Source organism: Niveibacterium microcysteis (assembly GCF_017161445.1).
In the GTDB taxonomy this organism is placed as follows: Bacteria; Pseudomonadota; Gammaproteobacteria; order Burkholderiales; family Rhodocyclaceae; genus Niveibacterium; species Niveibacterium microcysteis.
Genome location: NZ_CP071060.1, coordinates 3,767,983 through 3,790,150 on the forward strand (window position 1 = coordinate 3,767,983; position 22,168 = coordinate 3,790,150).

The 22,168-nt window shown below is 66.3% G+C and carries 20 protein-coding genes; 10 read left to right on the forward strand and 10 right to left on the reverse strand.

Features of this window, described 5'->3' with window-relative positions; genetic code table 11:
* Positions 1–16 precede the first annotated feature (16 nt).
* Positions 17–913, forward strand: coding sequence for a substrate-binding periplasmic protein (locus JY500_RS17070; protein ID WP_206253922.1), 897 nt, complete (start codon positions 17–19; stop codon positions 911–913).
* 27 nt (positions 914–940) lie between these two features.
* Here the strand turns inward: JY500_RS17070 and JY500_RS17075 are convergent, their stop codons facing one another.
* The gene (locus tag JY500_RS17075; protein WP_206253923.1) at positions 941–1,681 is read right to left on the reverse strand and encodes a substrate-binding periplasmic protein; all 741 of its coding nucleotides are present in this window, start codon (positions 1,679–1,681) and stop codon (positions 941–943) included.
* A gap of 223 nt (positions 1,682–1,904) precedes the next feature.
* Between JY500_RS17075 and JY500_RS17080 the strand changes: the two genes are divergently transcribed.
* Together JY500_RS17080 and JY500_RS17085 are read left to right on the forward strand one after the other, a co-directional pair.
* A complete protein-coding gene (locus JY500_RS17080; RefSeq protein ID WP_206253924.1) occupies positions 1,905–2,705 on the forward strand; it encodes a GGDEF domain-containing protein in 801 nt (266 codons plus the stop codon).
* Between the two features lie 141 nt (positions 2,706–2,846).
* Complete coding sequence (locus JY500_RS17085) at positions 2,847–3,026, forward strand: hypothetical protein (RefSeq protein ID WP_206253925.1); 180 nt, start codon at positions 2,847–2,849, stop codon at positions 3,024–3,026.
* A gap of 354 nt (positions 3,027–3,380) precedes the next feature.
* On the opposite strand, the gene JY500_RS17090 is transcribed toward JY500_RS17085, so the two are convergent.
* The 4 genes from JY500_RS17090 to JY500_RS17105 form a co-directional block, all read right to left on the reverse strand.
* Positions 3,381–4,217, reverse strand: coding sequence for a CPBP family intramembrane glutamic endopeptidase (locus tag JY500_RS17090; RefSeq protein ID WP_206253926.1), 837 nt, complete (start codon positions 4,215–4,217; stop codon positions 3,381–3,383).
* Positions 4,211–4,882 (reverse strand): HAD family hydrolase, encoded by a 672-nt coding sequence (locus JY500_RS17095; protein ID WP_206253927.1) that lies wholly within the window; start codon positions 4,880–4,882, stop codon positions 4,211–4,213. Before JY500_RS17095 ends, JY500_RS17090 begins: the two co-directional genes overlap by 7 nt.
* 2 nt (positions 4,883–4,884) lie before the next feature.
* Positions 4,885–6,183, reverse strand: coding sequence for a tryptophan--tRNA ligase (locus JY500_RS17100; protein ID WP_206253928.1), 1,299 nt, complete (start codon positions 6,181–6,183; stop codon positions 4,885–4,887).
* 101 nt (positions 6,184–6,284) lie between these two features.
* On the reverse strand, positions 6,285–7,034 hold the full coding sequence (locus JY500_RS17105) for a class I SAM-dependent methyltransferase (RefSeq protein ID WP_246479668.1): 750 nt from the start codon (positions 7,032–7,034) through the stop codon (positions 6,285–6,287).
* A 72-nt stretch (positions 7,035–7,106) separates the two neighbouring features.
* Here JY500_RS17105 and JY500_RS22205 point away from each other — a divergent pair, with 72 nt between their 5' ends.
* The 6 genes from JY500_RS22205 (at position 7,107) to JY500_RS17135 (ending at position 16,162) form a co-directional block, all read left to right on the forward strand.
* On the forward strand, positions 7,107–7,544 hold the full coding sequence (locus tag JY500_RS22205; RefSeq protein ID WP_343073321.1) for an FKBP-type peptidyl-prolyl cis-trans isomerase: 438 nt from the start codon (positions 7,107–7,109) through the stop codon (positions 7,542–7,544).
* Between the two features lie 195 nt (positions 7,545–7,739).
* Positions 7,740–8,717 carry an HlyD family secretion protein gene (locus JY500_RS17115; RefSeq protein ID WP_206253931.1) on the forward strand — a complete coding sequence of 326 codons (978 nt, stop codon included), beginning with the start codon at positions 7,740–7,742 and terminating at the stop codon, positions 8,715–8,717.
* A 12-nt stretch (positions 8,718–8,729) separates the two neighbouring features.
* On the forward strand, positions 8,730–11,468 hold the full coding sequence (rbbA, locus tag JY500_RS17120) for a ribosome-associated ATPase/putative transporter RbbA (RefSeq protein ID WP_206253932.1): 2,739 nt from the start codon (positions 8,730–8,732) through the stop codon (positions 11,466–11,468).
* Positions 11,469–11,470: 2 nt separating this feature from the next.
* Positions 11,471–12,598: an ABC transporter permease gene (locus tag JY500_RS17125; protein WP_206253933.1), complete on the forward strand. Its 1,128-nt coding sequence runs from the start codon at positions 11,471–11,473 to the stop codon at positions 12,596–12,598.
* Positions 12,599–12,716: 118 nt separating this feature from the next.
* Positions 12,717–15,086 (forward strand): sensor histidine kinase, encoded by a 2,370-nt coding sequence (locus JY500_RS17130; protein ID WP_206253934.1) that lies wholly within the window; start codon positions 12,717–12,719, stop codon positions 15,084–15,086.
* A 44-nt stretch (positions 15,087–15,130) separates the two neighbouring features.
* The gene (locus JY500_RS17135; protein WP_206253935.1) at positions 15,131–16,162 is read left to right on the forward strand and encodes an HD domain-containing phosphohydrolase; all 1,032 of its coding nucleotides are present in this window, start codon (positions 15,131–15,133) and stop codon (positions 16,160–16,162) included.
* Positions 16,163–16,187: 25 nt separating this feature from the next.
* Here JY500_RS17135 and gloA read toward each other — a convergent pair whose 3' ends face one another.
* From gloA to gmhB, 4 genes are all read right to left on the reverse strand, one after another.
* Complete coding sequence (gene gloA, locus JY500_RS17140) at positions 16,188–16,574, reverse strand: lactoylglutathione lyase (RefSeq protein WP_172196707.1); 387 nt, start codon at positions 16,572–16,574, stop codon at positions 16,188–16,190.
* 82 nt (positions 16,575–16,656) lie between these two features.
* The gene (locus tag JY500_RS17145) at positions 16,657–17,427 is read right to left on the reverse strand and encodes a M48 family metallopeptidase (RefSeq protein WP_206253936.1); all 771 of its coding nucleotides are present in this window, start codon (positions 17,425–17,427) and stop codon (positions 16,657–16,659) included.
* A gap of 25 nt (positions 17,428–17,452) precedes the next feature.
* Positions 17,453–18,235 carry a lysophospholipid acyltransferase family protein gene (locus JY500_RS17150; RefSeq protein WP_206253937.1) on the reverse strand — a complete coding sequence of 261 codons (783 nt, stop codon included), beginning with the start codon at positions 18,233–18,235 and terminating at the stop codon, positions 17,453–17,455.
* Positions 18,232–18,765 carry a D-glycero-beta-D-manno-heptose 1,7-bisphosphate 7-phosphatase gene (gene gmhB, locus JY500_RS17155; protein WP_172196701.1) on the reverse strand — a complete coding sequence of 178 codons (534 nt, stop codon included), beginning with the start codon at positions 18,763–18,765 and terminating at the stop codon, positions 18,232–18,234. The genes JY500_RS17150 and gmhB overlap by 4 nt, the downstream gene beginning before the upstream one ends.
* 153 nt (positions 18,766–18,918) lie before the next feature.
* On the opposite strand from gmhB, the gene pstS reads away from it, so the two are divergent.
* Positions 18,919–19,962, forward strand: a complete 1,044-nt coding sequence (gene pstS / locus JY500_RS17160; protein WP_206253938.1) for a phosphate ABC transporter substrate-binding protein PstS — start codon at positions 18,919–18,921, stop codon at positions 19,960–19,962.
* Positions 19,963–20,036: 74 nt separating this feature from the next.
* Here pstS and glyS read toward each other — a convergent pair whose 3' ends face one another.
* Positions 20,037–22,118, reverse strand: a complete 2,082-nt coding sequence (gene glyS / locus JY500_RS17165) for a glycine--tRNA ligase subunit beta (protein ID WP_206253939.1) — start codon at positions 22,116–22,118, stop codon at positions 20,037–20,039.
* Positions 22,119–22,168: the final 50 nt, after the last annotated feature.

Below are 22,168 nucleotides of genomic sequence, written 5' to 3' on the forward strand. Positions count from 1 at the left end.
ACGGGAGCACCGCCACATGCTGCATCGCGTGTTACTGCTCTTAGTCGCGCTGTTCGCACTGCCGGCCATCGCCGGAGATATCCGTTTCCCGGGCGGCGATACGCCGGAAGACAAGCGCTGGGACTTCGTGCTCGAGATCCTCACCCTGGCGCTGCAGAAAGCCCCGGCGAGCGACGCGCCCGACCGCATCGTGCGGCTGCCGGCGCAGATGCAGGCACGCCGGATTGCGGACCTGAGCAGCGGCCACCTGGACGTCGCGGTCGCCATCGGCAGCCGCGATCTGGTGCGCCAGCCGGTGATCTTCATCCCGGTGCCGCTGCAACGCGGCCTGCTCGGCTGGCGCCTGCTACTGGCAAACGCCGAGGGCGCGCGAGAACTCGCTCATGTGCAGTCGCTCGACGACCTGCGCCCGTTGCGGATGGGCTTCGTCCGGACTTTTGCCGATTACCCGGTGATGCTGGCCAATCAGCTCAGGGTGGTCGACGGCGCGGACTACCAAGGCATGTTCAAGATGCTCAAGGCTGGCCGCATGGACTACCTCTCGCGCGGCGTAGGCGAAATCTTCGCGGAGCACGAGGCCCTGCATGCGCGCGGCGACAACACGCTGCTGATCGAGCCGAGGCTGGCCTTGCACTACCGCGCCGACTGGTTCTTCGTCGTCAATCCGGCCCGACGCGACCTGGCCGAGCGCATCGGCCGCGGGCTCGATCAGGCGCGCCGCGACGGCAGCTACGAGCGCGTATTCCAGCAGTACTTTGCGCCGGTGCTCGCGCAAGCACGGCTTGATCAGCGGCAGATCATCGAACTCGCGAACCCGGACTTCCCGGACCTGGGCAACCAGATCCCCGCCAACTGGTGGTGGGCGCCGGAGCCGCGCAGAAGCAGCGTCGGCGAAGCGCAGAAACCGCACTGAACGGGCGGCCGTCGCGCCTCCAACACGTCAGGGCGCAGGTTGCGCCTTGCCAGCGTGCCGCGCCAGCAAGGCGTCGACCTCCCCACTGCGCACCAGGGCCTCCAGCGTCTTCCGAATCACGGCCCGATCCGCCGGCGCCACCCGCGCATGAAGCATCGACCAGCCGATGCGATAAGGCTGTGCCTTGAAAGGCAAGCCACGCGCGTTGTCCCCCAAGCCCGCCGACTCGGTGGAGTGGCGGTAGTACAGCGGCGTACCGAAGAAGCCCACGATGCGCCCGGCGGCAAGCTTGCGCGCCAGGGTGTCCATATCCTCCGACTGATCGATGTTCTCCGGAGCCAGCGCATCGAAGAACGCACGGACCTCTGTCGGCTCAGCCCCGCGGCGCATCCTGCCAACCAGGGCGCCGGAGGCCCCGAGCACTGCTTGCGGCGACTGTATGCCGCGGCGGCGATCGACGACGAACTCGACTGGCAACTGCGCCACCGCGACGAAATCGCGATCGGTCGGGATCGTGCGCCCGCGGCTGACATTGCCAAGGATGTCCGCCTCCGCGACTTCGGCAAGCGCGATCAATCGCTCGGGGGGGAGCAGCTCCACCCGAAGACTGCAGCCACTGCGCCGACCGACCAGCGCAACCAGCTCGGGCAGGAAACCGCCGACACCACCCGGTTCGGCATAGAGGTTGGCGCCACCAGGCGAGCCGAGAACGACATAAGGCCGCGCACATGCCGCGTCGGCCGGGGATACCGTGCCGATCAGGGACAAGGAAAGGGGCAGGAAACACCCAAACCGCTTGACGGTTAGCAACATCTCTCGGAAGGCATCTGGCCGGAGCCTTGAGCCTAACGCCGTGGGCGCCCGATGGTAAAGAAGCACGGCTCGCGAGTTGCGGCGCCGCCGGCAAGCCGGCATCGATGCTAGATTGAAGGCATACCGGCCCGCCGGATGCAACCGGTGGCCAGCATAGACGCGCGCAGGAGGTCCTTGAATGCTGCCCGTGGTCATCAGGATGGGGAGGCGCGGAACGACGCTCGCCGTCACCGCAGCTTCGGTCATCGGATCGGTTGCCATCACCGTACTGATCTTCCGAAGCATCGGCGCCGAGCTCCCAATGGTTGGCTGGGTCGCCACGCTTGCGACCCCCCTGCTGCTGGCGCCCACGATCTCATGGGTGATGGTCGGATTCCTGTTCAGGATCCACACCCTGGAACAGGAAATGCGCCAGCTCGCGACCTACGACGGCCTGACCTCACTGTACAACCGGGCCCCCTTCCTGGTCTGCTGCGAGCAGTACCTGACGCTGGCACGCCGGGCCAAGCGCCCGATGGCAATCCTGTTCCTCGATATCGACCACTTCAAGTCGATCAATGACACCCATGGTCACGAAATCGGCGACAGCACCATCCGCACGGTTGCACAGCTGGTCCGCGCCCACCTCAGAAGCAGCGATGTCGCGGGCCGCATGGGGGGCGAAGAGTTCGTCGTCGCGCTGCCAGACACCGACCAGGCCGGCGCGCTGACCGTTGCAGAGAAGATACGCGAAGTGATCGCGCAGACAGACATCGCGACCGGCAAAGGTGCTCTGCGTTGTACCGTTTCGGCGGGCCTGTCGGTCTACCACCACTACAGCGACCGGGGCATCGACACCCTGCTGAGCGAGGCCGACCAGGCGCTCTACGAATCGAAACGTGCGGGGCGCAACCGCACCACAGTGCACCAACCGGACGGCGGTTCGCACAAGCCCGCACCGGCGACGATCGAAGCGCTTGGCTTGCGCACGCACCCCTAGCGAGATCACCTTCAGCACGCTTCCTCGCGCGTCCGTCCTGCAAGGGGGTGCAAGGGCACCGCCCTCCGGCGGATCCTGCGGTCAGCAAAGCTACTCGGCCTTCCGCATCCCGGTCGAAGTGTTGGCGCCCGGCGCCGTCGCGTGATTGGCGCCGAACTTGTTCTGCCAGTACTCATGACCAACTCTGGCAAACACCGTGCCGTTCTTGCCCGCGAGTTTGCCGACGTCGGCCATCCGGACGGCATCCAGCAGGGTCTCGCGATGTCGCTCATCAGCCCTGCTGCAAGCTTCACTCCCGAGACCTTCGACAACGACAGTTGATGACTGCACACGAGGCGCTCCTGCGCGCCATGGTTTGAGTCCTTGGCCGGGTCACTGCTGTCGAACTTCAGGGTGTCGACGTTGAGGAAGCTGCTAACTTACTTGCGGCCACCGACATGGGTGAAGGCGATGATCGGCTGCCCCACCTCCTGGTCGAAACCCGGTTCGGCAAGCCGCTTGCCCCGGCAATTGCTGATGGTGTTGTCGCTCCAGTCGGCAGCTCGCGAGGAGCCGGACAGCCATGGCCGGAGCGACAACCGGGGGATGGGTGTTCGTGTCCGGAGACTTAGGCGCGTTATCGACCGCTCTACCCCTACCGCCAGAAACTCGCCAGGCGTACGGCGGCAGGCGCGCTCAATGCGGAGACAGCGCCGGGTAGCTGAAACCGAGGAAATGCACCGCGTTCAGGGCAAAGTGACACAGGATCGCGGCCTCGATGCGGGCACTGCGCTGGTACGCCCAGCCGTAGCCAAGGCCGGCAAAGGCTGCAATTGCCGCATAAAGCGGTCCACCGCCCAGATGTGCGAGGCCGAACAACAGGCTTGCGATCGCCAGCGCCGGTGCGGCGCCGATCGTCGTCGCCAGCCCGCGCTGGATCAGGCCGCGGAAGAACGCCTCCTCGGCGACGCAGGTGAACAGCAGATTCCCGGCCAGGAAGGGCAAGGCAAACGCGGGCCACTTCGGATCCGGTGCCACGTAACCCGCTGCGAGGCTTGCGGCAACGATCAGAACCACCAGCGGCACGCCCACGCGCAGCAAGGTCGCACCGACCTGACGCCAGTCGGCGGCAGAGCGGGCGAGCGGCACGAAGCACAACAACAGCACCAGGCCGGCAAAGCCCTTGTCCACACTCAGCCACGGCCGGAACGGCAACGACTGGGGACTCAAGCGTTGCAACCCGGCCAGCACGGGGTTCGCCGCGCCCGGCACGACATGCAACGCGAGCGCCAAGGCCAGCAAGGCCACAACGACCCCAAGCGCACGGGCCAGGCCCCTGTGCGCGAGTTGCGTATACAGCACGCCGGCAGCCGCCAGCGCCAGCACGGCGGCCAGGGCCCAACTTGCCAGCACCCCCTCGGCCACGGCCGCGACCAGTGCCAACGCGAACACCGCCGGCCAGACCGGCCGCCCGGCGACGCGCGGCCCCCAGGCCGACAGCACGGCCAGCATCAGCAGTGCGGCACTCAGCATCCGGCGAGCGCTATGCCTTGCGAAACCAGCAGCGCAGGCAGCGCGGCCATGTCGGCGAACGGAATCGCGCCGAGCGCGCTGATCCGCTCGGCGGGGGTAAAGCGCGCCAGGCCAAGTACCCGGGAGCCAGCGGCGACGGCGGCACGGATGCCGTTCTCGCTATCCTCGACCACGAGGCAATCCGCCGGCGAGACGCCCATCTCGCGCGCCGCATGCAAGTAGAGGTCGGGCGCCGGCTTCGGGGCGGCGACATCGTCCGCGCCACTGAAACGGCGTGGGAAGAAACGCTCGAATCCAAGATGCCGCAGGCGCAGGTCGATCTCTTGATGGCGGCTGTTCGAGGCGAGACAGACGGGCACCCGCGAAGCCTCAAGACGCTCGAGCACTGCCGCCACGCCCGGGATCGCTTCGGCCTCGGTCACCGCGGCGTCCACCGCGGCATCGACACGCGCGACGAAGTCGGCCGGCGGCACCCAGCCATGGCGGGCCGCCAGCACCTCGGCCCGCGTCCGCATCGCCGCGCCGTTGAACTCATGCAGCGTGGCGACTTCGTCGAGCGGCAGGCCGAAGCGGGCGGCTTGCTCGACGAACTTGCGGTTCGCCATCGGCTCGCTGTCCACCAGCACGCCATCGCAATCGAAGATCACGAGCCGAGGCGCGGCCACACTCATTCCTCGGCGAAACTCGCCAGCGCGGCGGCAATCTCGTCGGCACTGACGCCATCGGCTGCGTGAACCGGCGCACCGGCCAATGCCGCGGCACCTTCGCTCTTGAGGCGACCGACCCACTGGCCGGCATCACGCCCGCCATCAAAGCCTTCACTCTGCAGCAGCAGGCGGCCTTGCGGATCGGTCAGCTTGAAGTAGAAGCGGCCGTCGGCCTCGCGGTACTGCTTGAACACCGGCTTCGCGGCAGCCTTCACCGCTTCGGCCGCTTTCGCGGTCGGTGCCGCGACCATCGGGCGCAGGCCGACCGCCTGACGCAGCTCGGCGAGCAGCGGCGTGGCCAGCGCGCGCGCCTTGCGCGCACCTTCCTGCAGCGCCTCTTCGATCTTGGCCGGGTGTGCGATCAGCTCCTCGTAGCGCGCACGCATCGGCGCGATCTCACGTTCGAGCTGTTCGACCAGGCGCTGCTTGGCCTCACCCCAACCGAGGCCGGCGCGCAGATCGGCGCGGAAGGCTTCGCGTTCGGCCGGCGTGGCGAAAGCGTCGAACAGCGCGGTGAGGCTGGTGCTGTCCGGGTCTTTCGGCTCACCCGGCAGGCGGGAATCGGTCACGATGCGCGCAATGGCTTCGCGCAGCCCTTTGGCGCCGCCTTCGAACAGCGGCACGGTGTTGTCGTAGCTCTTCGACATCTTGCGACCATCGAGGCCGGGCAGCGTCGCCACCGCCTCATCCACCGCGGCTTCCGGCAGCACGAAGAACTGGCGCCCCTTGCCGAACAGGTGGTTGAAGCGTTGCGCCACGTCGCGCGCCATCTCGATGTGCTGCACCTGATCGCGCCCCACCGGCACCTTGTTGGCGTTGAAGATCAGGATGTCCGCCGCCATCAGGATCGGGTAGCTGAAGAGTCCCATCGTCACGCCGTCGTCGGGCTCGTTGCCGGCCAGTTCGTTCTGGTCCACCGAGGCCTTGTAGGCGTGCGCACGGTTCATCAGGCCTTTTGCGGTGACGCAGGTCAGCAGCCAGGTCAGCTCGGGGATCTCGGGGATGTCGCTCTGGCGGTAGAACACCACGCGCGAGGTGTCGAGGCCGGCCGCCAGCCAGGTCGCGGCGATCGCGAGACGCGAACGCTCGATGCGGTCCGGGTCGTCGCACTTGATCAGCGCGTGATAGTCGGCAAGGAAGAAGAAACTCTCGGTTTCGGGCTGCTGGCTCGCGAGAATCGCCGGGCGAATCGCACCGACGTAATTGCCGAGATGGGGGATGCCGGTGGTGGTGATACCGGTCAGGACACGCTGACTCATCGATGCCGCCTTGGGGAAAAATCGGACGCAAAAGCGGGAGTCTACCGAAGCGCGGCCGCGAGTACGAATCGCGCGCACGGCGATACGACAGTCGAGGGGATTCAGAGCGGCTTTCGGACTGCCCGCAGGTGGAAGCTGAAATCGAGGGTCTGCACGGCGCTCGGCGGGCGCCCCCACACCGGCTGCAGCGCTTCGGCCGCCTCGCGCAGCAGGCCGTCGCCATGCGCATCGGTATAGAGCCGAACCGCCGACCAGGACTTGAGGTAGGCGATCACGCCCGCCAGGTCCGCCTGCACCGGCATGTAGATGCATGGCACATCGAGATCCGGATATGGCAAAGGCACCGCCCGATAGCCGCCCCACAACAACTGGTTCTGCGGCGCCCAGAAGGCCGCAATCGGGTCGAGCACCGTGCGGCGCAACACGGCGTCGAAAACCGGGTTCAGCGAAAAACCGCCATAACCCCAGGCTGCAAACAGCCCGCCGGATTTGAGCACGCGATCGAGTTCCGGCGTGAAGCGGACCATGTCGAACCAATGCAGCGCCTGCGCGACGCAGACCGCATCGAAGGCCTCGTCTGGGAAATCCGTCGCCTCGGCCGCCATGGTGCGGTAGTGCACGCCCGGATGCGGCTTGGCATGCGCAATCTGCGCAGCAGACAAATCCGTCGCATCGACCCGCTCGAAGTGATGTGCCAGCGCGACGGCGGCCTGGCCATTGCCGCAACCGCAATCCCACACTCGGCCGCGCGCGGGTGCGGTTGCGGCGATCCAGTCGAACAGTGCGGAGGGGTAACCCGGGCGCACTGCGGCGTAGTGGGCGGGATCGGCGGAGAACAGGTCTATCGCCATGCACAGGCTCCTCAAGGCGGCAGGCGGGATGCGCTTGTCGTATGCTTCGGCGCTCAACCCTCGGAGGATACCGTGAAGTCCATCATCACCCTGCTTGCCGCCCTTGCGATCAGCCCCGCCTTTGCCCAGGATGCCGGCGCCGAACTGGCCGCCCGCACTGCCAAAGAACCCGGTGCCGTGACCACCCCGTCCGGCCTTGTCTTCGTATCGCTGAAGGATGGCACCGGCGCCCAGCCCAAGGTCACCGACAAGGTTCGTGTGCACTACCGGGGTACCCTGCCGGACGGCAAGGAATTCGACAGCTCCTACGCCCGCAACGAACCGGCCGAATTCCCGCTGACCCGCGTGATCCCCTGCTGGACCGAGGGCGTGCAGAGAATCAAGGTGGGCGGCAAGGCCAAGCTCGTATGCCCGCCGTCGATCGCTTACGGCCAGCGCGGCGCGGGCGGCGTGATTCCGCCGAACGCCACGCTTCAGTTTGAAGTGGAACTGCTTGGCATCGTCAAGTAAGGGCCGCTTGTGACGCCGCCGATGGCGACGGCGTCACTTACCTACCACACCACTGCCGCAACAGTCTTTTTTGACCTGAGCCAATAACGTCCCCCGCCCACAGCGCTTCAATGGCCACAGCAGCATCGCGCGCACGCGTCCCGTGCCGCAACAGCACCCGCAACGGGTGCAGGTTCACCCGAAAGGGGATCCATCATGGCCAGTCCGCTCGTCCGTCGCAGCCTCATCTTTGCAACGCTCACCCTGATCGGCGCCGCCGCCTGGTTTGGCTGGCAGCATGTTCAACCGCCGCCGGAACCTGCCGGCTTCGCCTCGGGCAACGGCCGCATCGAAGCCACCGAGGTGGATGTCGCCACCCGCATTGCCGGTCGGCTGCTTACGCTCACCCCGCGCGAGGGTGATTCCGTCTCCCGCGGCAGCATCGTCGCGCAGATGGACGTCGATGAACTCAACGCGCAGTTGCGCGAAGCCGAGGCCGGTGTTGCACAGGCCCGGCAAGCGATTGCCGAAGCGCGTGCCGGCGTGGCACTCGCAGCGAGTAACCGCCAGCTGGCGCAAGCCAACCTCCAACGCACCGAGCAACTGATCGCACGCAACTTCCTCAGCGTGGCGCAGCGCGATCGCGACCGCAGCACGCTTGAAACCACCGATGCCGCGCTCACCGCCGCGCAGGTGCGCGTCAGTGCCGCCGAAGCGGCTGCACTCGCCGCCGAAGCGCGCGCAGACCGCTTGCGCAGCACGATTTCAGACAGCGCCCTGAAGGCGCCGATCAGTGGGCGCGTGCTCTATCGCCTGGCCGAACCGGGTGAAGTACTCGCCGCTGGTGGCAAGACGCTGACCCTGCTCGACCTCGACGATGTGTCGATGTCGATCTATCTGCCGGAACAACGCGCCGGGCTGGTAAGGCTGGGCGCGCAGGCACGTATCAGGCTGGACGCCACTACCGAGCTGATCCCCGCCGCCGTCACCTACGTCGCGCCGCGCGCCCAATTCACGCCACGCGAAGTCGAAACGCGCACCGAACGCGAAAAGCTCATGTTCCGCGTCAAGGTTCGCATCGAGCCCGCCTGGCTCGCACAGCATCGCGCCGAGGTGAAACCCGGCGTGCCCGGTATCGCCTGGATTCGTACTGATCCGCAGGCCGCTTGGCCGGCCAGCCTGCCGGCACACTGAGGAGGCGTCAGCATGGGCACGCAAATCAGCGTCGCCCGCCTTGCGGGCGTCACCCACCTCTACGGGCACACCGCGGCGATCGAAGCCATCACGCTCGACCTGCCCGCGGGCTGCATGGTCGGCTTCATCGGGCCGGACGGCGTCGGCAAGTCCAGCGTGCTCGCACTGATCGCCGGCGCGCGCAAGTTGCAGCAAGGCAGCGTCGAAGTGCTCGGCGCCGAGATGCGAAACGCGCGTGCTCGTGCCACCGTGCAGCCGCGCATCGCGTACATGCCGCAAGGCCTGGGGCGCAACCTCTACCCCACGCTATCGGTGTTCGAGAACGTGGATTTCTTCGCCCGGCTGTTTGGCCAGGGGCGCGCCGAGCGCCATGCGCGCATCGCGGATCTGCTCACCGCCACTGGCCTCGCACCCTTCCGCGACCGCCCTGCCGCCAAGCTCTCCGGCGGCATGAAGCAGAAGCTCGGACTGTGCTGCGCATTGATTCACGACCCGGATCTGTTGATCCTCGACGAGCCGACCACCGGGGTCGATCCGCTCTCGCGCCGCCAGTTCTGGGAGCTGATCGATCGCATCCGAGCCCGGCACGGCAACATGAGCGTGCTGGTCGCCACCGCCTACATGGAAGAAGCTGCCCGCTTCGATACGCTGGTGGCGATGGATGCCGGGCAGGTGATCGGCCACGGCACGCCGGCCGAACTGCGCGCGCAGACCGGTCAGGAAACACTCGAAGAGGTTTTCATCGCCTTGCTGCCCGAAGCGCGCCGCAAGGCCCACCAGGCGCTGACGATTCCGCCGCGCGACGCACACGAAGCCGAGATCGCAATCGAGGCCGAGGGCCTGACGCAGCGCTTCGGCGACTTTACCGCGGTCGACAACGTGAGCTTCCGCATCGGGCGCGGCGAGATCTTCGGCTTCCTCGGCTCCAACGGCTGCGGCAAGACAACCACGATGAAGATGCTCACCGGCCTGCTGCCGCCCACTGCAGGCAGCGCGCGGCTGTTCGGCAAGCCGGTCGATGCCACATCACTTGAGACCCGCAAGCAGGTCGGCTACATGTCGCAGGCCTTCTCGCTGTACGGCGAGCTGACGGTGCGGCAGAACCTGTGGCTGCACGCGCAGCTCTTCCATCTGGCGCCGGATCACATCGGCCCGCGCATCGACGCCCTGGTCGAGCGCTTCGGCCTCGCGCCACATCTGGACGCGGCTGCCGACGCGTTGCCGCTGGGCATCCGCCAACGCCTCTCGCTCGCCGTGGCGGTGGTGCATGAGCCGCAGCTGCTGATCCTCGACGAACCGACTTCGGGCGTGGACCCGATCGCGCGTGACGATTTCTGGCGGCTGCTGGTCGAACTCTCGCGCGAACAGGGCGTCACGATCTTCATCTCAACCCACTTCATGAACGAGGCCGAGCGCTGCGACCGCATCTCGCTGATGCACGCCGGCCGCGTACTCGCGAGCGACACGCCGACAGCGCTGCGCGAAGGCCGCGGCGCGGCCACGCTGGAGGAAGCCTTCATCGCTTACCTCGAAGCCGCAGCCGGCGCCCCCTCACCCGAAAGCCCGCTCGCCGAAACGCAGCCAACGCCCACGGCAGCGGGCAAGTCTCACAGCCCACCGCCACGCTTTTCGCTGCGCCGCCTGCTCGGCTATGCCTACCGTGAAACGCTGGAGCTGCGCCGCGACCCGATCCGCCTGACCTTTGCGCTGCTCGGTTCGGTGCTGCTGATGTTCATCCTCGGCTACGGCATCTCGATGGATGTGCAAGACCTGCGCTTCGCGGTGCTCGACCGCGACCAGAGCCCGGAGAGCCGCGCCTACATCGAGAACTTCGCGGGCAGCCGCTACTTCATCGTGCAGCCGCCGATCGCTGACCCCGCCGCGCTGGATCAGCGCGTGGCAAGCGGCCAACTCGCGCTGGCGATCGAGATACCGCCGCGCTACGGCGCCGACCTGCGCGCCGGCCGCGCGCCGACGCTGGCCATCTATGTGGATGGCGCAATGCCCTTCCGTGGCGAAACGGTGCGCGGCTATGCCGAGGGTGCGCATCTCACGTATCTGGCCGACCTCGTTGCACGCAAGACCGGCATCACTCCGAGCGCGATGCCCGCGGACCTGGAAGTGCGCTACCGCTACAACCAGGACTTCAAGAGCATCTACGCGATGGTGCCGGCAGTGATTCCGCTGCTGCTGGTGTTCGTGCCGGCGATCCTGATGGCGCTCGCGGTGGTGCGCGAGAAGGAGCTGGGCAGCATCACCAACCTCTATGTCACACCGGTGACGCGGCTCGAATTCCTGCTCGGCAAGCAGCTGCCCTACATCGCGGTCGCGATGGTCAGTTTCTTCGGGCTGACACTGCAGGCGGTCACGGTGTTCGGCGTTCCGATCAAAGGCAGCATGCTCGCGCTGACGGTCGGCGCCCTGCTCTACGTTACCGCCACAACCGGTATCGGGCTGTTGATGTCCACCTTCACCCGCACGCAGATCGCGGCGCTGGCTGCGACCGGCATCCTGACGATGCTGCCGACGGTGCAGTTCTCCGGCCTCACCGAGCCGGTCAGCTCGCTCGACGGTATCGGCCCGTGGATCGGCCGCTTCTACCCGGCGACCTACTTCCTCGTGATCAGCCGCGGCATCTTCACGAAAGCGCTCGGTTTCTCCGAACTGGTCTGGCAGTACACGGCGCTCGCCGCCTTCATCCCGGCGCTGACGCTGCTGTGCTGGGCACTACTGGCCAAACAGGAGCGCTGAACATGAGAACGCTCGCCAACATCTTCCGCCTCGGTCTGAAAGAGCTGCGCTGTCTGTTCGCCGACCGGGTGCTGCTGATCCTGATCGTCTGGGCTTTCTCGGGCGGCGTGTACACCGCGGCGAGCGGTATGTCGCGCGAACTTCACAACGCGCCGGTCGCCATCGTCGACATGGATCACTCGCCGCTTTCGCAACGCATTGCAGGCGCCTTCTACGCCCCCTACTTCCGCCCGCCGCAGGCCGCGACCCTGAGCGAGGCGGACGCTGGCCTAGATACCGGCCGCTTCTCGTTTGCGCTGGTGATCCCGGCGAACTTCCAGCGTGACCTCTCCGCCGGCAAGCGTCCGGAACTTCAACTGGCGATCGACGCCACCAACATGGGCCAGAGCTTCATCGGCGCGAGCTACATCCAGCACATCATCGCTGGCGAACTCAACGAATACCTTACCGGCACACGCAGCACTGCGACTTCGCCGATCCAGCTCGCCACCCGCGTGCGCTTCAACCCCAACCTCACCGGCTTCTGGTTCGGCGGCGTGATGGAGGTGATCAACAACATCACGCTGCTGTCGATCATCCTGGTCGGCGCGGCCTTCATCCGCGAGCGCGAGCACGGCACGCTGGAACACCTGCTGGTGATGCCGCTGACGCCGCTGGAAATCATGCTCGCCAAGGTTTGGGCCAATGCGCTGGTGGTGCTGGTCGCCGCAAGCTTCGGCCTGATGGTGATCGTGCAGGCGGTGATGCGGGTGCCGGTGGCGGGCTCGGTGCTGCTGTTCCTCGTTGGCGCCGCGTGCTTCCTGTTCGCCGCGGCTTCCATCGGCATCTGGCTTGGCACCGTTGCGCGCTCAATGCCGCAGCTGGGGCTGCTGATCATCCTGATCGTGATTCCGCTGCAGCTGCTGTCGGGCGGCGTGACACCGCGAGAGAGCATGCCGCGGCTGGTGCAGGCCATCATGCTCGGCGCGCCGACCACCTGGTTCGTGCGCTTCGCACAGGCGATCCTCTACCGCGGCGCGGGTTTCGATGTGGTGTGGCCGGACTTTCTCGCGATCCTCGCTATCGGCGGGGTCTTCTTTGCGATCGCGCTGGCCCGTTTCCGCAAGGCGGTCACGCAGACCCAGCTCTAGGCGGAAGCCACCTTGCACTGCAACATGACTGCACCTTCATTGGCATTGAACAAACACTGAAGTTCTCCGGCGCCCCGCCGTAATAACATGCTGGAAACGCAAAGGCGCGTCGCAGCCCATGCTCATCAGAACCCGATCGCTACGCACATCGATCCTGCTGTTCGTCGCCATCGGCCTGGCGCTACCAGCGCTTTTTGCGCTGCCTGTGCTCTACAAAAGTTATCAGGCCGAGGTGGAACGGCGCATCGCGCTGCAGCTCGACCAGTACGCCAACATCCTCGCCTTCGGTGCCCGCGAGCCGCTCTGGAACCTGAGCCCGGACGCCGTGCGGCCCCTCGTCGAAGCGGTGTTGAGCGACCCGGACGTCGTGCTGGTCACGATCGTTGACCGTACCGCCGGCCCACTGCTTGAAATCAAACGCGGCGCTCCCAACGCGCAGATCCGCCAGACCGGGCGCAAGGTCATCTACAAGGAACGCGAACTCGGCACGGTGAACGTAGGCGTCACCGGCGACACCGTGCGGGCACAGCAATTGCGCCAGATGGGGGCTTTCGCCGGCACCGCGTTGCTGCAGCTGGGCTTTGCCGCGGTCATGATCTTCTGGCTGTTGCGGCGGCGCCTGGTCGCCCCGCTGGCCTCTCTCGGCAACGCCGCGGACGCGCTCGCGCGCGGCGAGCTGTCGCAGGAGATCCCGTCGCGCGGCGACGATGAGATCGGCCACCTCGCAAGCCGCCTCGAAGTCACGCGGCGTGAATTGCTGGGCCTCTTCGCCGACCTGGAAGCCAAGAACGTGGCGCTGGGCCGCGAACTCGAGGAGCGACAGCGCTCCGAAACAGCGCGGCGCGAGTCCGAGGAACGCCTGTCTACCGTGTTCGCGCTGACGGCAACGCCGATGTCGGTCGCGCGCAAGGAAGATGGCTTGTTCCGGATGGTGAACCCGGCCTGGGAGCGCACCTTCGGCTATGCCAAGGGCGAGGTGCTGGGCCAGCGTGCCAGCGACATCCCGCTCTGGATCGACCCGGAGATGCGCGCCAGCTGCATTGCGGAAATCGATGAGAAGGGCCTGCTCGAAGGACGCGAGGTCTGGATGCGCACCTACGATGGCGTCGGCCTGCTGATGGAGGCATCGGCCCGCCAGTTCCGTGCCGGCGGCGAGGAGTTGCTGGTCTGGAACCTGCGCGACATCACGCAGGAACGTGCCGCCGAAGAGGCGCTGCGCGAGAGCGAGCAGCGCTTTGCAGCACTGTTCCACCACGCGCCGGTCGCCCTGTGCATTGTCGATCTTGAGCACACCGCCGAGATCCTGGACGTCAACACCCAGTTTGAACGCGACTTCGGTCGCTCACTCAGCGACTGCATCGGCCGGCCCTTGGCGCGCCTTGGGCTGTGGGCGAGCGGCGACGATGCGGACCGTTTCGACGGGATGCTCAACGCGATCGACGAGCAGGAGAAGATCAGCGCCTGGACGGTATCGGCCGACGGCACGCGCGCCTGCTACGACATCGCGGGACGCCGCGTTACGCTGCACGGCCGCGCCTGCTTCATCTGGAGCGCAATCGACGTGACGCCGATCATCAACGCCAAGGCGGAAGTCGAAGAGATCAACCGTACGCTGGAAGACAAGGTCGCACGCCGCACGCACGATCTGGAATCTGCCAACCGCGAGCTGGGCGAACTGCTCAACCGTCTGCAGACCGCGCAGACGCACCTCGTGCAGAACGAAAAGCTGGCCGCGCTAGGCCGATTGGTGGCGGGCATCGCGCACGAGCTGAACACCCCGATCGGCAATTGCCTGATGGTCGCGACCACGCTGGAAGACCACCGGCACGAACTCAATTCCGCGCTGGAGAGCGGGCTGCGGCGCAGCACGCTGAGCGAGTTCCTCGCCGACCTCGCCGACGGCAACGACACGCTGCTGCGCAACCTGCAGCGCGCGGCGGATCTGGTTTCAAGCTTCAAGCAGATCGCGGTAGACCAGATCGGTGCGCGTCGGCGGGTCTTCGACCTGCGCGAAATCGCCCGCGAGATCGAGGTCACGCTGGCACCAACCTTCCGCAAGGCAGGCTGCACCTTCGCCAACGAGATTCCGGCCGGTCTTGAATTCGACAGCTACCCGGGCGCGCTGGGCCAGGTCATCACCAACCTGACCACCAACGCCATCACGCACGGTTTTGAAACCCACACCGGCGGCCGCATCAAGATCAGCGCCGAAGTGGAAGGCGAGCAGCATGTGAAGCTGGTTTTCGAGGACGATGGCCAAGGCATTCCGGCCGAAAACCTGCCGCGTATCTTCGACCCCTTCTTCACCACCAAACTCGGCCGAGGCGGCACCGGGCTTGGCCTCAACATCGTCTACACCATCGTCACCGGCGTGCTGGGCGGCGCGATCCGCGTCGAGAGCACCACCGGCGAAGGCACCCGTTTCATCCTGACCTTGCCGCGCCGCGCCCCGCAGCGCGCCGACGACGACGACCCGGGAATTGCATGATGAGTAGCACCAGCGTTCCTTCCAAGGACTTCCGGAATCGCGCAATGAAGGTTGTGATCATCGATGACACGCCGGTCAACCTGGCCTTGATGCAGGCGCTCGTGGCCCGCGTCGAGAATTGCGAGACGCTGACTTTTTCCGACCCGCAGCAGGGGCTGACGCACTGCATGCTGGAGCAGCCCGATCTGCTGATCGTCGACTACATGATGCCGGAGCTCGACGGCATCGAGCTGATCCGCCGCTTCCGTGAGGCGCATTCCAACGAGGATGTGCCTATCCTCATGGTTACCGCCGCGCATGAGAAAACAGTGCGCTTCGATGCGCTCGAAAGCGGCGCCACCGACTTCCTCACCAAGCCCGTCGACAAGAACGAGTTCATCCCGCGCGCACGGAACATGCTGCGCCTGAGGCAGCATTCCCTGATGCTCGCGAATCGAGCCGAAGAGCTGGCGGAGGCGGTCAGGCGCGCCACCGCAGACATCCACGAACGCGAGCGCGAGACCGTAACGCGGCTTGCGAAAGCCGCCGAGTTCCGCGACCCCGAGACCGGTTCGCACATCCAGCGCATGGCGTATTTCTCGGCCATGATCGGGCGCGAGTTGCAGCTCGATTCCGCGGTCTGCGAGATGCTGCTCGCCGCCGCGCCGATGCATGACGTCGGCAAACTGGGCACGCCCGACGCGATCCTGCTCAAACCCGGCCGGCTGACACCGGACGAGTTCGAGATCATGAAGCGGCACGCCGCGATCGGGCACGAGATTCTGAAGGACTCCGCCTCACCGGTGCTGCACATGGCCGCCGAGATCGCCCTGACCCACCACGAGAAGTTCGACGGCAGCGGTTACCCGCAGGGGCTCGCAGGCGAGACCATTCCGCTGATCGGCCGGATCGTCGCAGTGGCGGATGTATTCGACGCGCTGACTTCGACACGCCCATACAAGCGCGCCTGGACGCTGGAAGACGCGCGCGGCTTCCTTGAACAGGGGCGTGGCACCCACTTCGACCCCCGCTGCGTCGACGTCTTCCTCGGCTGCTGGGACGAGGTGCTGGAAATCCGGGCGCGCTTCCAGGACTAGGCTCGCCGGTAGACCGGCGCCCCGCTCAGGACTTCCGCTGGATCAGCTCGACCTTGTAGCCGTCCGGGTCCTGCACGAAGGCGATCACCGTCGTACCGTGCTTCATCGGGCCCGCCTCGCGCGTCACAACGCCGCCACGGGCCTTGATCTCGGCGCACGCCGCGTAGGCGTCTTCCACCTCCAGCGCGATGTGACCGTAGCCGGTGCCCAGTTCGTAGGACTCCACGCCCCAGTTGTGCGTGAGCTCGATCACCGCGCCCTCGCTCTCATCCTGATAGCCGATGAAGGCAAGGGTGAACTTGCCGTCGGGATAGTCGTTCCGGCGCAGCAGGCGCATGCCCAGCACTTCGGTGTAGAACTTGATCGAGCGGTCGAGATCGCCGACCCGCAGCATGGTGTGAAGGATTCGCATCGGAGTTTCCTCGGGTGTCTGGTTCAGTAGAGCGCCGATCACGCTGGATCAATCCATGCGCAATCGGCTCGGGTTTCGGATGTCAGATTTCAGGCAGCGCATGACCACGCGCCTTCAGTTCGGCACGCGCGTCGCGCCACGTGGGGCACAGCAACTCGACGACTGACCAGAAGCGCGGCGAGTGGTTCATCTCGATCAGGTGCGCAACCTCGTGCGCCACCACATAGTCGATCAGCGCATGCTCGAAATGGATCAGGCGCCAGTTGAGGCGGATCCCGCTGTGCCGGCTGCAGCTCCCCCAGCGGGTCTTTGCGCCCGTCAGCGATAGCGCCGGGCGCGGCACGCCCGGATGCGTCATCGCGAGCCGGTGCATGTACTCATCCAGGCGACCGCCGAAATAGTCCAGCGCATGGCGCTGCAGCACACGCCGCAACAGCAGTTGCGGGTTCTGCCCCGGGCGCAGCGGCAGGTGCAGCTCGCGCTCGAAGTGGCCCTCGATCCAGCGCGCGCGCCCGGCCCCCGGTTGCAGCCGGATCGTGCAGGGCTGGCCCAGCACCGGCAGCACCGCGCCGTCTGCCAGATCGAAGCGTGCCGGCGCCGGCCGCGCTGCGCGAGCATCCAGCTTTTCGATCAGCCAGGCCGCGTTCTTGCGGATGAAGGCCTCGGTCTCGGTAATCGTCGCCCGTAACGGGATCGTCACCGTCACGCCCGCGGCATCAATCTTCATGCCCAGCGTCTTGCGTGCGCTGCGCTTGAGGGTGTACGGCACGGTGCGCTGGCCGAACACGATCTCGCGCTGCTGCGGGGGCGGCGGCGTGGCCTTGAGCAAGCGGGAAACCACCTTCATCAACATCGGAGCGACCGTGGGCCTTCGCGCTTCAAATGTTCACCGTCTGCGCCGCGCGCATGTAGTGATGCGGAAAGCGCGCGCGCATGGTGTTCTCAATCCACGCCTCGACTTCCGCGTTAACCTCCTCCGGCTTGCGGCCGGCGGTCTCGATCGTCGGGCCGACGATGATCAGCGCTTCGCCTGGATATTTGATGAAGGCGCGGCGCGGCCACAACTCCCCGGTGTTCAGCGCCACCGGCACCACCGGCGCGCCAGCGTATGTCGCCAGCGTGGCACCACCGAGCTTGTAGCGACGGCGCCCGCCCACCGGCATCCGCGTACCTTCCGGGTAGACCGACACCCACCAACCCTCGGACAGCCGCTTTGCCCCTTCGAGCTTCACCTGCGTCATCGCATCGGCGCCCCGTGAACGGTCGATCGCAATCATCGGCAGCATCGCGAGCCCCCAGCCGAAGAACGGTAGCCAGTGCAGTTCGCGCTTCAGCACAAAACTCTGCGGCGGGAACAGCACCGGGAACAGGATCGTCTCAAGCGCGGACTGGTGCTTGGCCAGCACCACCGCGGGCCGCGACGGCAGGTTCTCCCAGCCTTCGATGCGCCAGCGGATGCCGAGAATTGCGTGGATCATCCGCACGTTGATGCGGCACCAACCCATGATGATGTGGTAGCGGCGCTGCGGCGGAAACGGAAAGGTCAGCATCGCAAGCAATGCGTAGGGCACCGTCACCACCAGTTGCAGCAGCAGGAACACCGCCGAGCGCAGCAAGGGCCCGATCGGCAAGAACGCTGCGCGGTCAGGCCGCCGGCTCATTCGATCAGCGCGTCCGCCACCGCCGCGAGGTCGGCAAACACCCGCGTGCCGGCCGGCACGTTCGGATCCTTCACGGTGCGCTCTCCCTTGCCGGTCAGCACGAGGAAGAGCTCACAACCGACCTCCTGCCCGGCCAGCAGGTCGCGCAGGCTGTCACCCACCGTGGGCACGCCGCGCAGGTCTGCGTTGAAACGGGCGGCGATCTCGCGAAGCATGCCGGCGCGCGGCTTGCGGCAGTCGCAAGTCGAATCGGCGGGATGCGGGCAGAAGAAGATTGCATCGATGCGCCCGCCGGCCTGCGCGAGCAGCTTGGTCATCTTCTCGTGAATCGCGTTCAGCGTATCCATGTCGAAGAGGCCGCGCCCCACGCCGCTCTGGTTGGAAGCGACGACCACCCGGTAGCCCGCTTCGTTGAAGCGGGCGATCGCCTCCAGGCTGCCGGGAATCGGCCGCCACTCATCGGGCGACTTGATGAATTGCGCGGAATCGACGTTGATCACGCCGTCGCGGTCAAGAATGATCAGTTTCATGCTGAGGCTTGCGGTTCAGGCAATCCGTAATGCTATCAGCCCGGCCGGTCTCGCGGACCGACGCTGGCGCCACATCAGTGCAATCCCGGTTTGATGGTCAAGCACCAAATCCATTACAGTCGCCACCCCTTTATGCAAACGGATTTGCGCACGATGCGACGTTTTTCACTCCTGCTGCTGGGCTTGCTCGCGTTCGCGCCGCACAGCCAGGCCGCAGAAATCTCCGGCGCCGGCTCCAGTGCGGCCGCCCCGCTCTACACGGCATGGGCGGCCGAATGGGGCCGCAAGAGCGGTGTCCAACTGAAGTACGCCGCGGTTGGCTCCTCGGCCGGTCTCAAGGCAATCCGTGACGGGAAGGTCGATTTCGGCGCTTCGGATGTGCCGCTGCCGCCCGAGCAACTCGAACGCGACGGGCTTGTGAACTTTCCCACTGCGATCGCGGGTGTCGTGCCGGCGATCAACCTTGCCGGCGTGCCGCGCGGCGAATTGCGCCTGAGCGGCAGCGTGCTGGCCGACGTGCTGTCCGGCAAGATCACGCGCTGGAACGCGGCGCCGATCGCCGCGCTCAACAAGGGCGTTCGCCTGCCAGACCAGGCGATCACCGTGATCGGCCGTGAAGACGGTTCCGGCACAACCTATGTGCTGAGTCACTACCTGGCCAAGGTCAGCACCGACTGGGCCAAATCGCTCGGCACCGACTTCAAGCTCAATTGGCCCGCCGGCACGGTCCTCGCGAAAGGCACGGCCGCGCAGCTGGAAGCGCTCGCCAAAACGCCGGGCGCGATTGCATACGCCGAGTTCGGCCAGGTCGAAAAGGCCTCGCTCAACTACTCCCGCGTCGCCAACGCCAAAGGCGACTATCCGCAGCCGGGCCCGGCCAGCTTCCGCGCCGCGCTGAAAGCGAGCGCCTGGACCACGGCCGGCAAGTTCGAGGAAATGCTGACCGACCAGGCCGACAAGGACGCATGGCCGATCACCAGCGGCACCTTCATCGTCATGCGCAAGAAGGTCACCGATCCGGCGCGCGCGGCGCAAGCGCTTGCGCTGTTCAGCTATGGCTTCATGCGCGGCGACGCGATCACCGCCGAGAACCGCTGGGTGTCGATGCCCGATCTCACGCAAGCGCGCGCGGTGAAGGAAATGAACAAGTTGCGCGATGCCAATGGCCAGCCACTGGCCTGGAGCATGACGTACTGATCTTGCCCGCATGGCGGCAAAGAAAAAGGGCGGCCACTTGGCCGCCCTTCTTTTTGCAGAAACACCCTTCGCGTTCAGACCGACAGGCGCGAGATATCCGCCACCGCGTTCATCATGCCCGCGAGTTGCTTCAGCAGCGCCAGACGGTTGGCACGGATCAGCGGCTCGTCGTGGTTCACCATGACTTCTTCGAAAAAGGTGTCGACCGCACCGCGCAGGCCGGCCAGCGCCTTGAGCGATCCGGTGTAGTCGGCGTTTTCGAGCAGCGAACGTTGCAGCGGTGCAGCTTCGATCACCGCATGCGCGAGCGCCTTTTCCGCCGGCTCGACGAGCAGCGCAACGTCGATTTCGCCAATCGCACCCTCAGCCTTCTTCAGGATGTTCACGATCCGCTTGTTGGCCGCCGCCAGCGCCGCCGCTTCCGGCAACGCAACGAACTCGGCCACTGCGGCGAGTTTGGCCGGCACGTCGGCAACACGGCTCGGCAACGCGGCCAGCACGGCATCGACCTGCTCGACCGGCGTGCCCTGTTCGCGCAACAGGTTGCGCAGGCGGTCGCCGATGAACTCGACCAGTGCCGGGATCGCCTCAGCCGCGTTGTGCTCGGCCGCAAAACCCGCCGCCGCATCCGCCAGCAGCGCGTCAAGCTCGAGCGGCAGTTCCGTTTCGATCAGGATGCGCAAGGCGCCCAGTGCTGCACGACGCAGGCCGAAGGGGTCCTTGTCGCCGGTCGGCTTCTCGCCGATCGCGTAGAAGCCCACCAGCGCGTCGAGCTTGTCGGCCAGCGCAACCGCGCAGGCCACGTTGCCCTGCGGCAGGCTGTCACCGGCAAAGCGCGGGTGGTAATGCTGCTCGATCGCCTTGGCGACGACTTCGCCCTCGCCGTCGTGGCGGGCGTAGTACTCGCCCATGATGCCCTGCAGCTCGGGGAACTCGCCGACCATCTCGGTGACGAGGTCGGCCTTCGCCAGGCGTGCGGCGCGCTGCGCGGCGGCCACGTCCGCATGCAGGCGTGCAGCGATCTTGCCGGCCAACGCTTCGAGGCGGCCAATGCGGTCCAGCACCGAGCCGAGCTTGTTGTGATAAACGACGTTCGCCAGGCGCGGCAGGCGCGAATCGAGCTTCGCCTTGCGGTCGGTGTCGAAGAAGAACTTCGCGTCCGACAGGCGCGCGCGCACCACGCGGGCGTTGCCGCCAGTGATGTTGTCGGCGATATCGGCCTTGATGTTGGCGACGATCAGGAACTTGTTGATCAGCTTGCCGGCGGCATCCAGAAGCGGGAAGTACTTCTGGTTCTGCTTCATCGTCAGGATCAGGCATTCCTGCGGCACCGCGAGGAACTCCGCTTCGAACTCGCCGACGTAGACCGTCGGATGCTCGACCAGCGCGGTGACTTCATCAAGCAGCGCGGCGTCTTCCACCGGATGCGCGCCGACCTGCGCGGCGGCTTTCGCCAGCTCATGCGCGATCAGGCTGCGGCGGGCCTCGAACGATGCGACCACGGAACCCTTCTCGAACAGCGTGCGGGCATAGGCTTCGGCGGACTCCACAGTGACCGCGCCCTCGCCCAGAAAGCGATGGCCGCGCGTGGTGTTGCCGGCCGCCAGTCCCAGCACTTCACCCGGCACCACACGGCTACCGTGCAGTTGGATCAAGCCATGCACCGGGCGCACGAACTGGTGCGTCGAATCGCCCCAGCGCATCACCTTGGGAATCGGCAGCTTCTTCACGGATTCAGCAACGATGCCGGCGAGTACCGCATCCAGCGCCGCGCCCGGCACGGTCATCGTGTGGAAGAAGGTTTCGCTCTTGCCGTCCATCGCGCGCTCGAAGCTCGCCACTGCATCGGGGGAGATGCCCTTTGCTTCGAGCTTCTTCAGCAGCGCGGGCGACGGCGTGCCGTCGGCCGTCAGCGCGACGCTGACCGGCATGATCTTCTCGCGCACCTGCGCATCGGCTGCCTGCGCGGCAACACCGCTCACGGTGACGGCCAGGCGCCGCGGCGACGCAAAGGTGTGGAATTCGGGCGCAGCGCCCACCAGCTTGTGGGCCACCAGGCCCTTGAAGATGCCGTCAGCGAAAGCCTCGCCGAGCCGCGCAAGCGCCTTAGGCGGCAGTTCCTCGGTCAGCAGTTCTACGAGCAGAGTGTCTTGCATGTTGATCCGGGCACGGCGAGCGCGCCCCTCCAGAATTCGATGTTCGGATG

What these genes read in the sequence shown, in the direction of transcription:
- gmhB (WP_172196701.1), bottom strand. Translation starts at nt 18,765, where the DNA reads ATGAAACTGATCATTCTTGACCGCGACGGCGTGATCAACGTCGATTCC.
- JY500_RS17100 (WP_206253928.1), bottom strand. Translation starts at nt 6,183, where the DNA reads ATGAGTCAGCGTGTCCTGACCGGTATCACCACCACCGGCATCCCCCAT.
- JY500_RS17080 (WP_206253924.1), top strand. Translation starts at nt 1,905, where the DNA reads ATGCTGCCCGTGGTCATCAGGATGGGGAGGCGCGGAACGACGCTCGCC.
- pstS (WP_206253938.1), top strand. Translation starts at nt 18,919, where the DNA reads ATGCGACGTTTTTCACTCCTGCTGCTGGGCTTGCTCGCGTTCGCGCCG.
- glyS (WP_206253939.1), bottom strand. Translation starts at nt 22,118, where the DNA reads ATGCAAGACACTCTGCTCGTAGAACTGCTGACCGAGGAACTGCCGCCT.
- JY500_RS17135 (WP_206253935.1), top strand. Translation starts at nt 15,131, where the DNA reads ATGAAGGTTGTGATCATCGATGACACGCCGGTCAACCTGGCCTTGATG.
- JY500_RS17145 (WP_206253936.1), bottom strand. Translation starts at nt 17,427, where the DNA reads ATGTTGATGAAGGTGGTTTCCCGCTTGCTCAAGGCCACGCCGCCGCCC.
- JY500_RS17115 (WP_206253931.1), top strand. Translation starts at nt 7,740, where the DNA reads ATGGCCAGTCCGCTCGTCCGTCGCAGCCTCATCTTTGCAACGCTCACC.
- gloA (WP_172196707.1), bottom strand. Translation starts at nt 16,574, where the DNA reads ATGCGAATCCTTCACACCATGCTGCGGGTCGGCGATCTCGACCGCTCG.
- JY500_RS17105 (WP_246479668.1), bottom strand. Translation starts at nt 7,034, where the DNA reads ATGGCGATAGACCTGTTCTCCGCCGATCCCGCCCACTACGCCGCAGTG.
- JY500_RS17125 (WP_206253933.1), top strand. Translation starts at nt 11,471, where the DNA reads ATGAGAACGCTCGCCAACATCTTCCGCCTCGGTCTGAAAGAGCTGCGC.
- JY500_RS17150 (WP_206253937.1), bottom strand. Translation starts at nt 18,235, where the DNA reads ATGAGCCGGCGGCCTGACCGCGCAGCGTTCTTGCCGATCGGGCCCTTG.
- rbbA (WP_206253932.1), top strand. Translation starts at nt 8,730, where the DNA reads ATGGGCACGCAAATCAGCGTCGCCCGCCTTGCGGGCGTCACCCACCTC.
- JY500_RS17090 (WP_206253926.1), bottom strand. Translation starts at nt 4,217, where the DNA reads ATGCTGAGTGCCGCACTGCTGATGCTGGCCGTGCTGTCGGCCTGGGGG.
- JY500_RS17130 (WP_206253934.1), top strand. Translation starts at nt 12,717, where the DNA reads ATGCTCATCAGAACCCGATCGCTACGCACATCGATCCTGCTGTTCGTC.
- JY500_RS17070 (WP_206253922.1), top strand. Translation starts at nt 17, where the DNA reads ATGCTGCATCGCGTGTTACTGCTCTTAGTCGCGCTGTTCGCACTGCCG.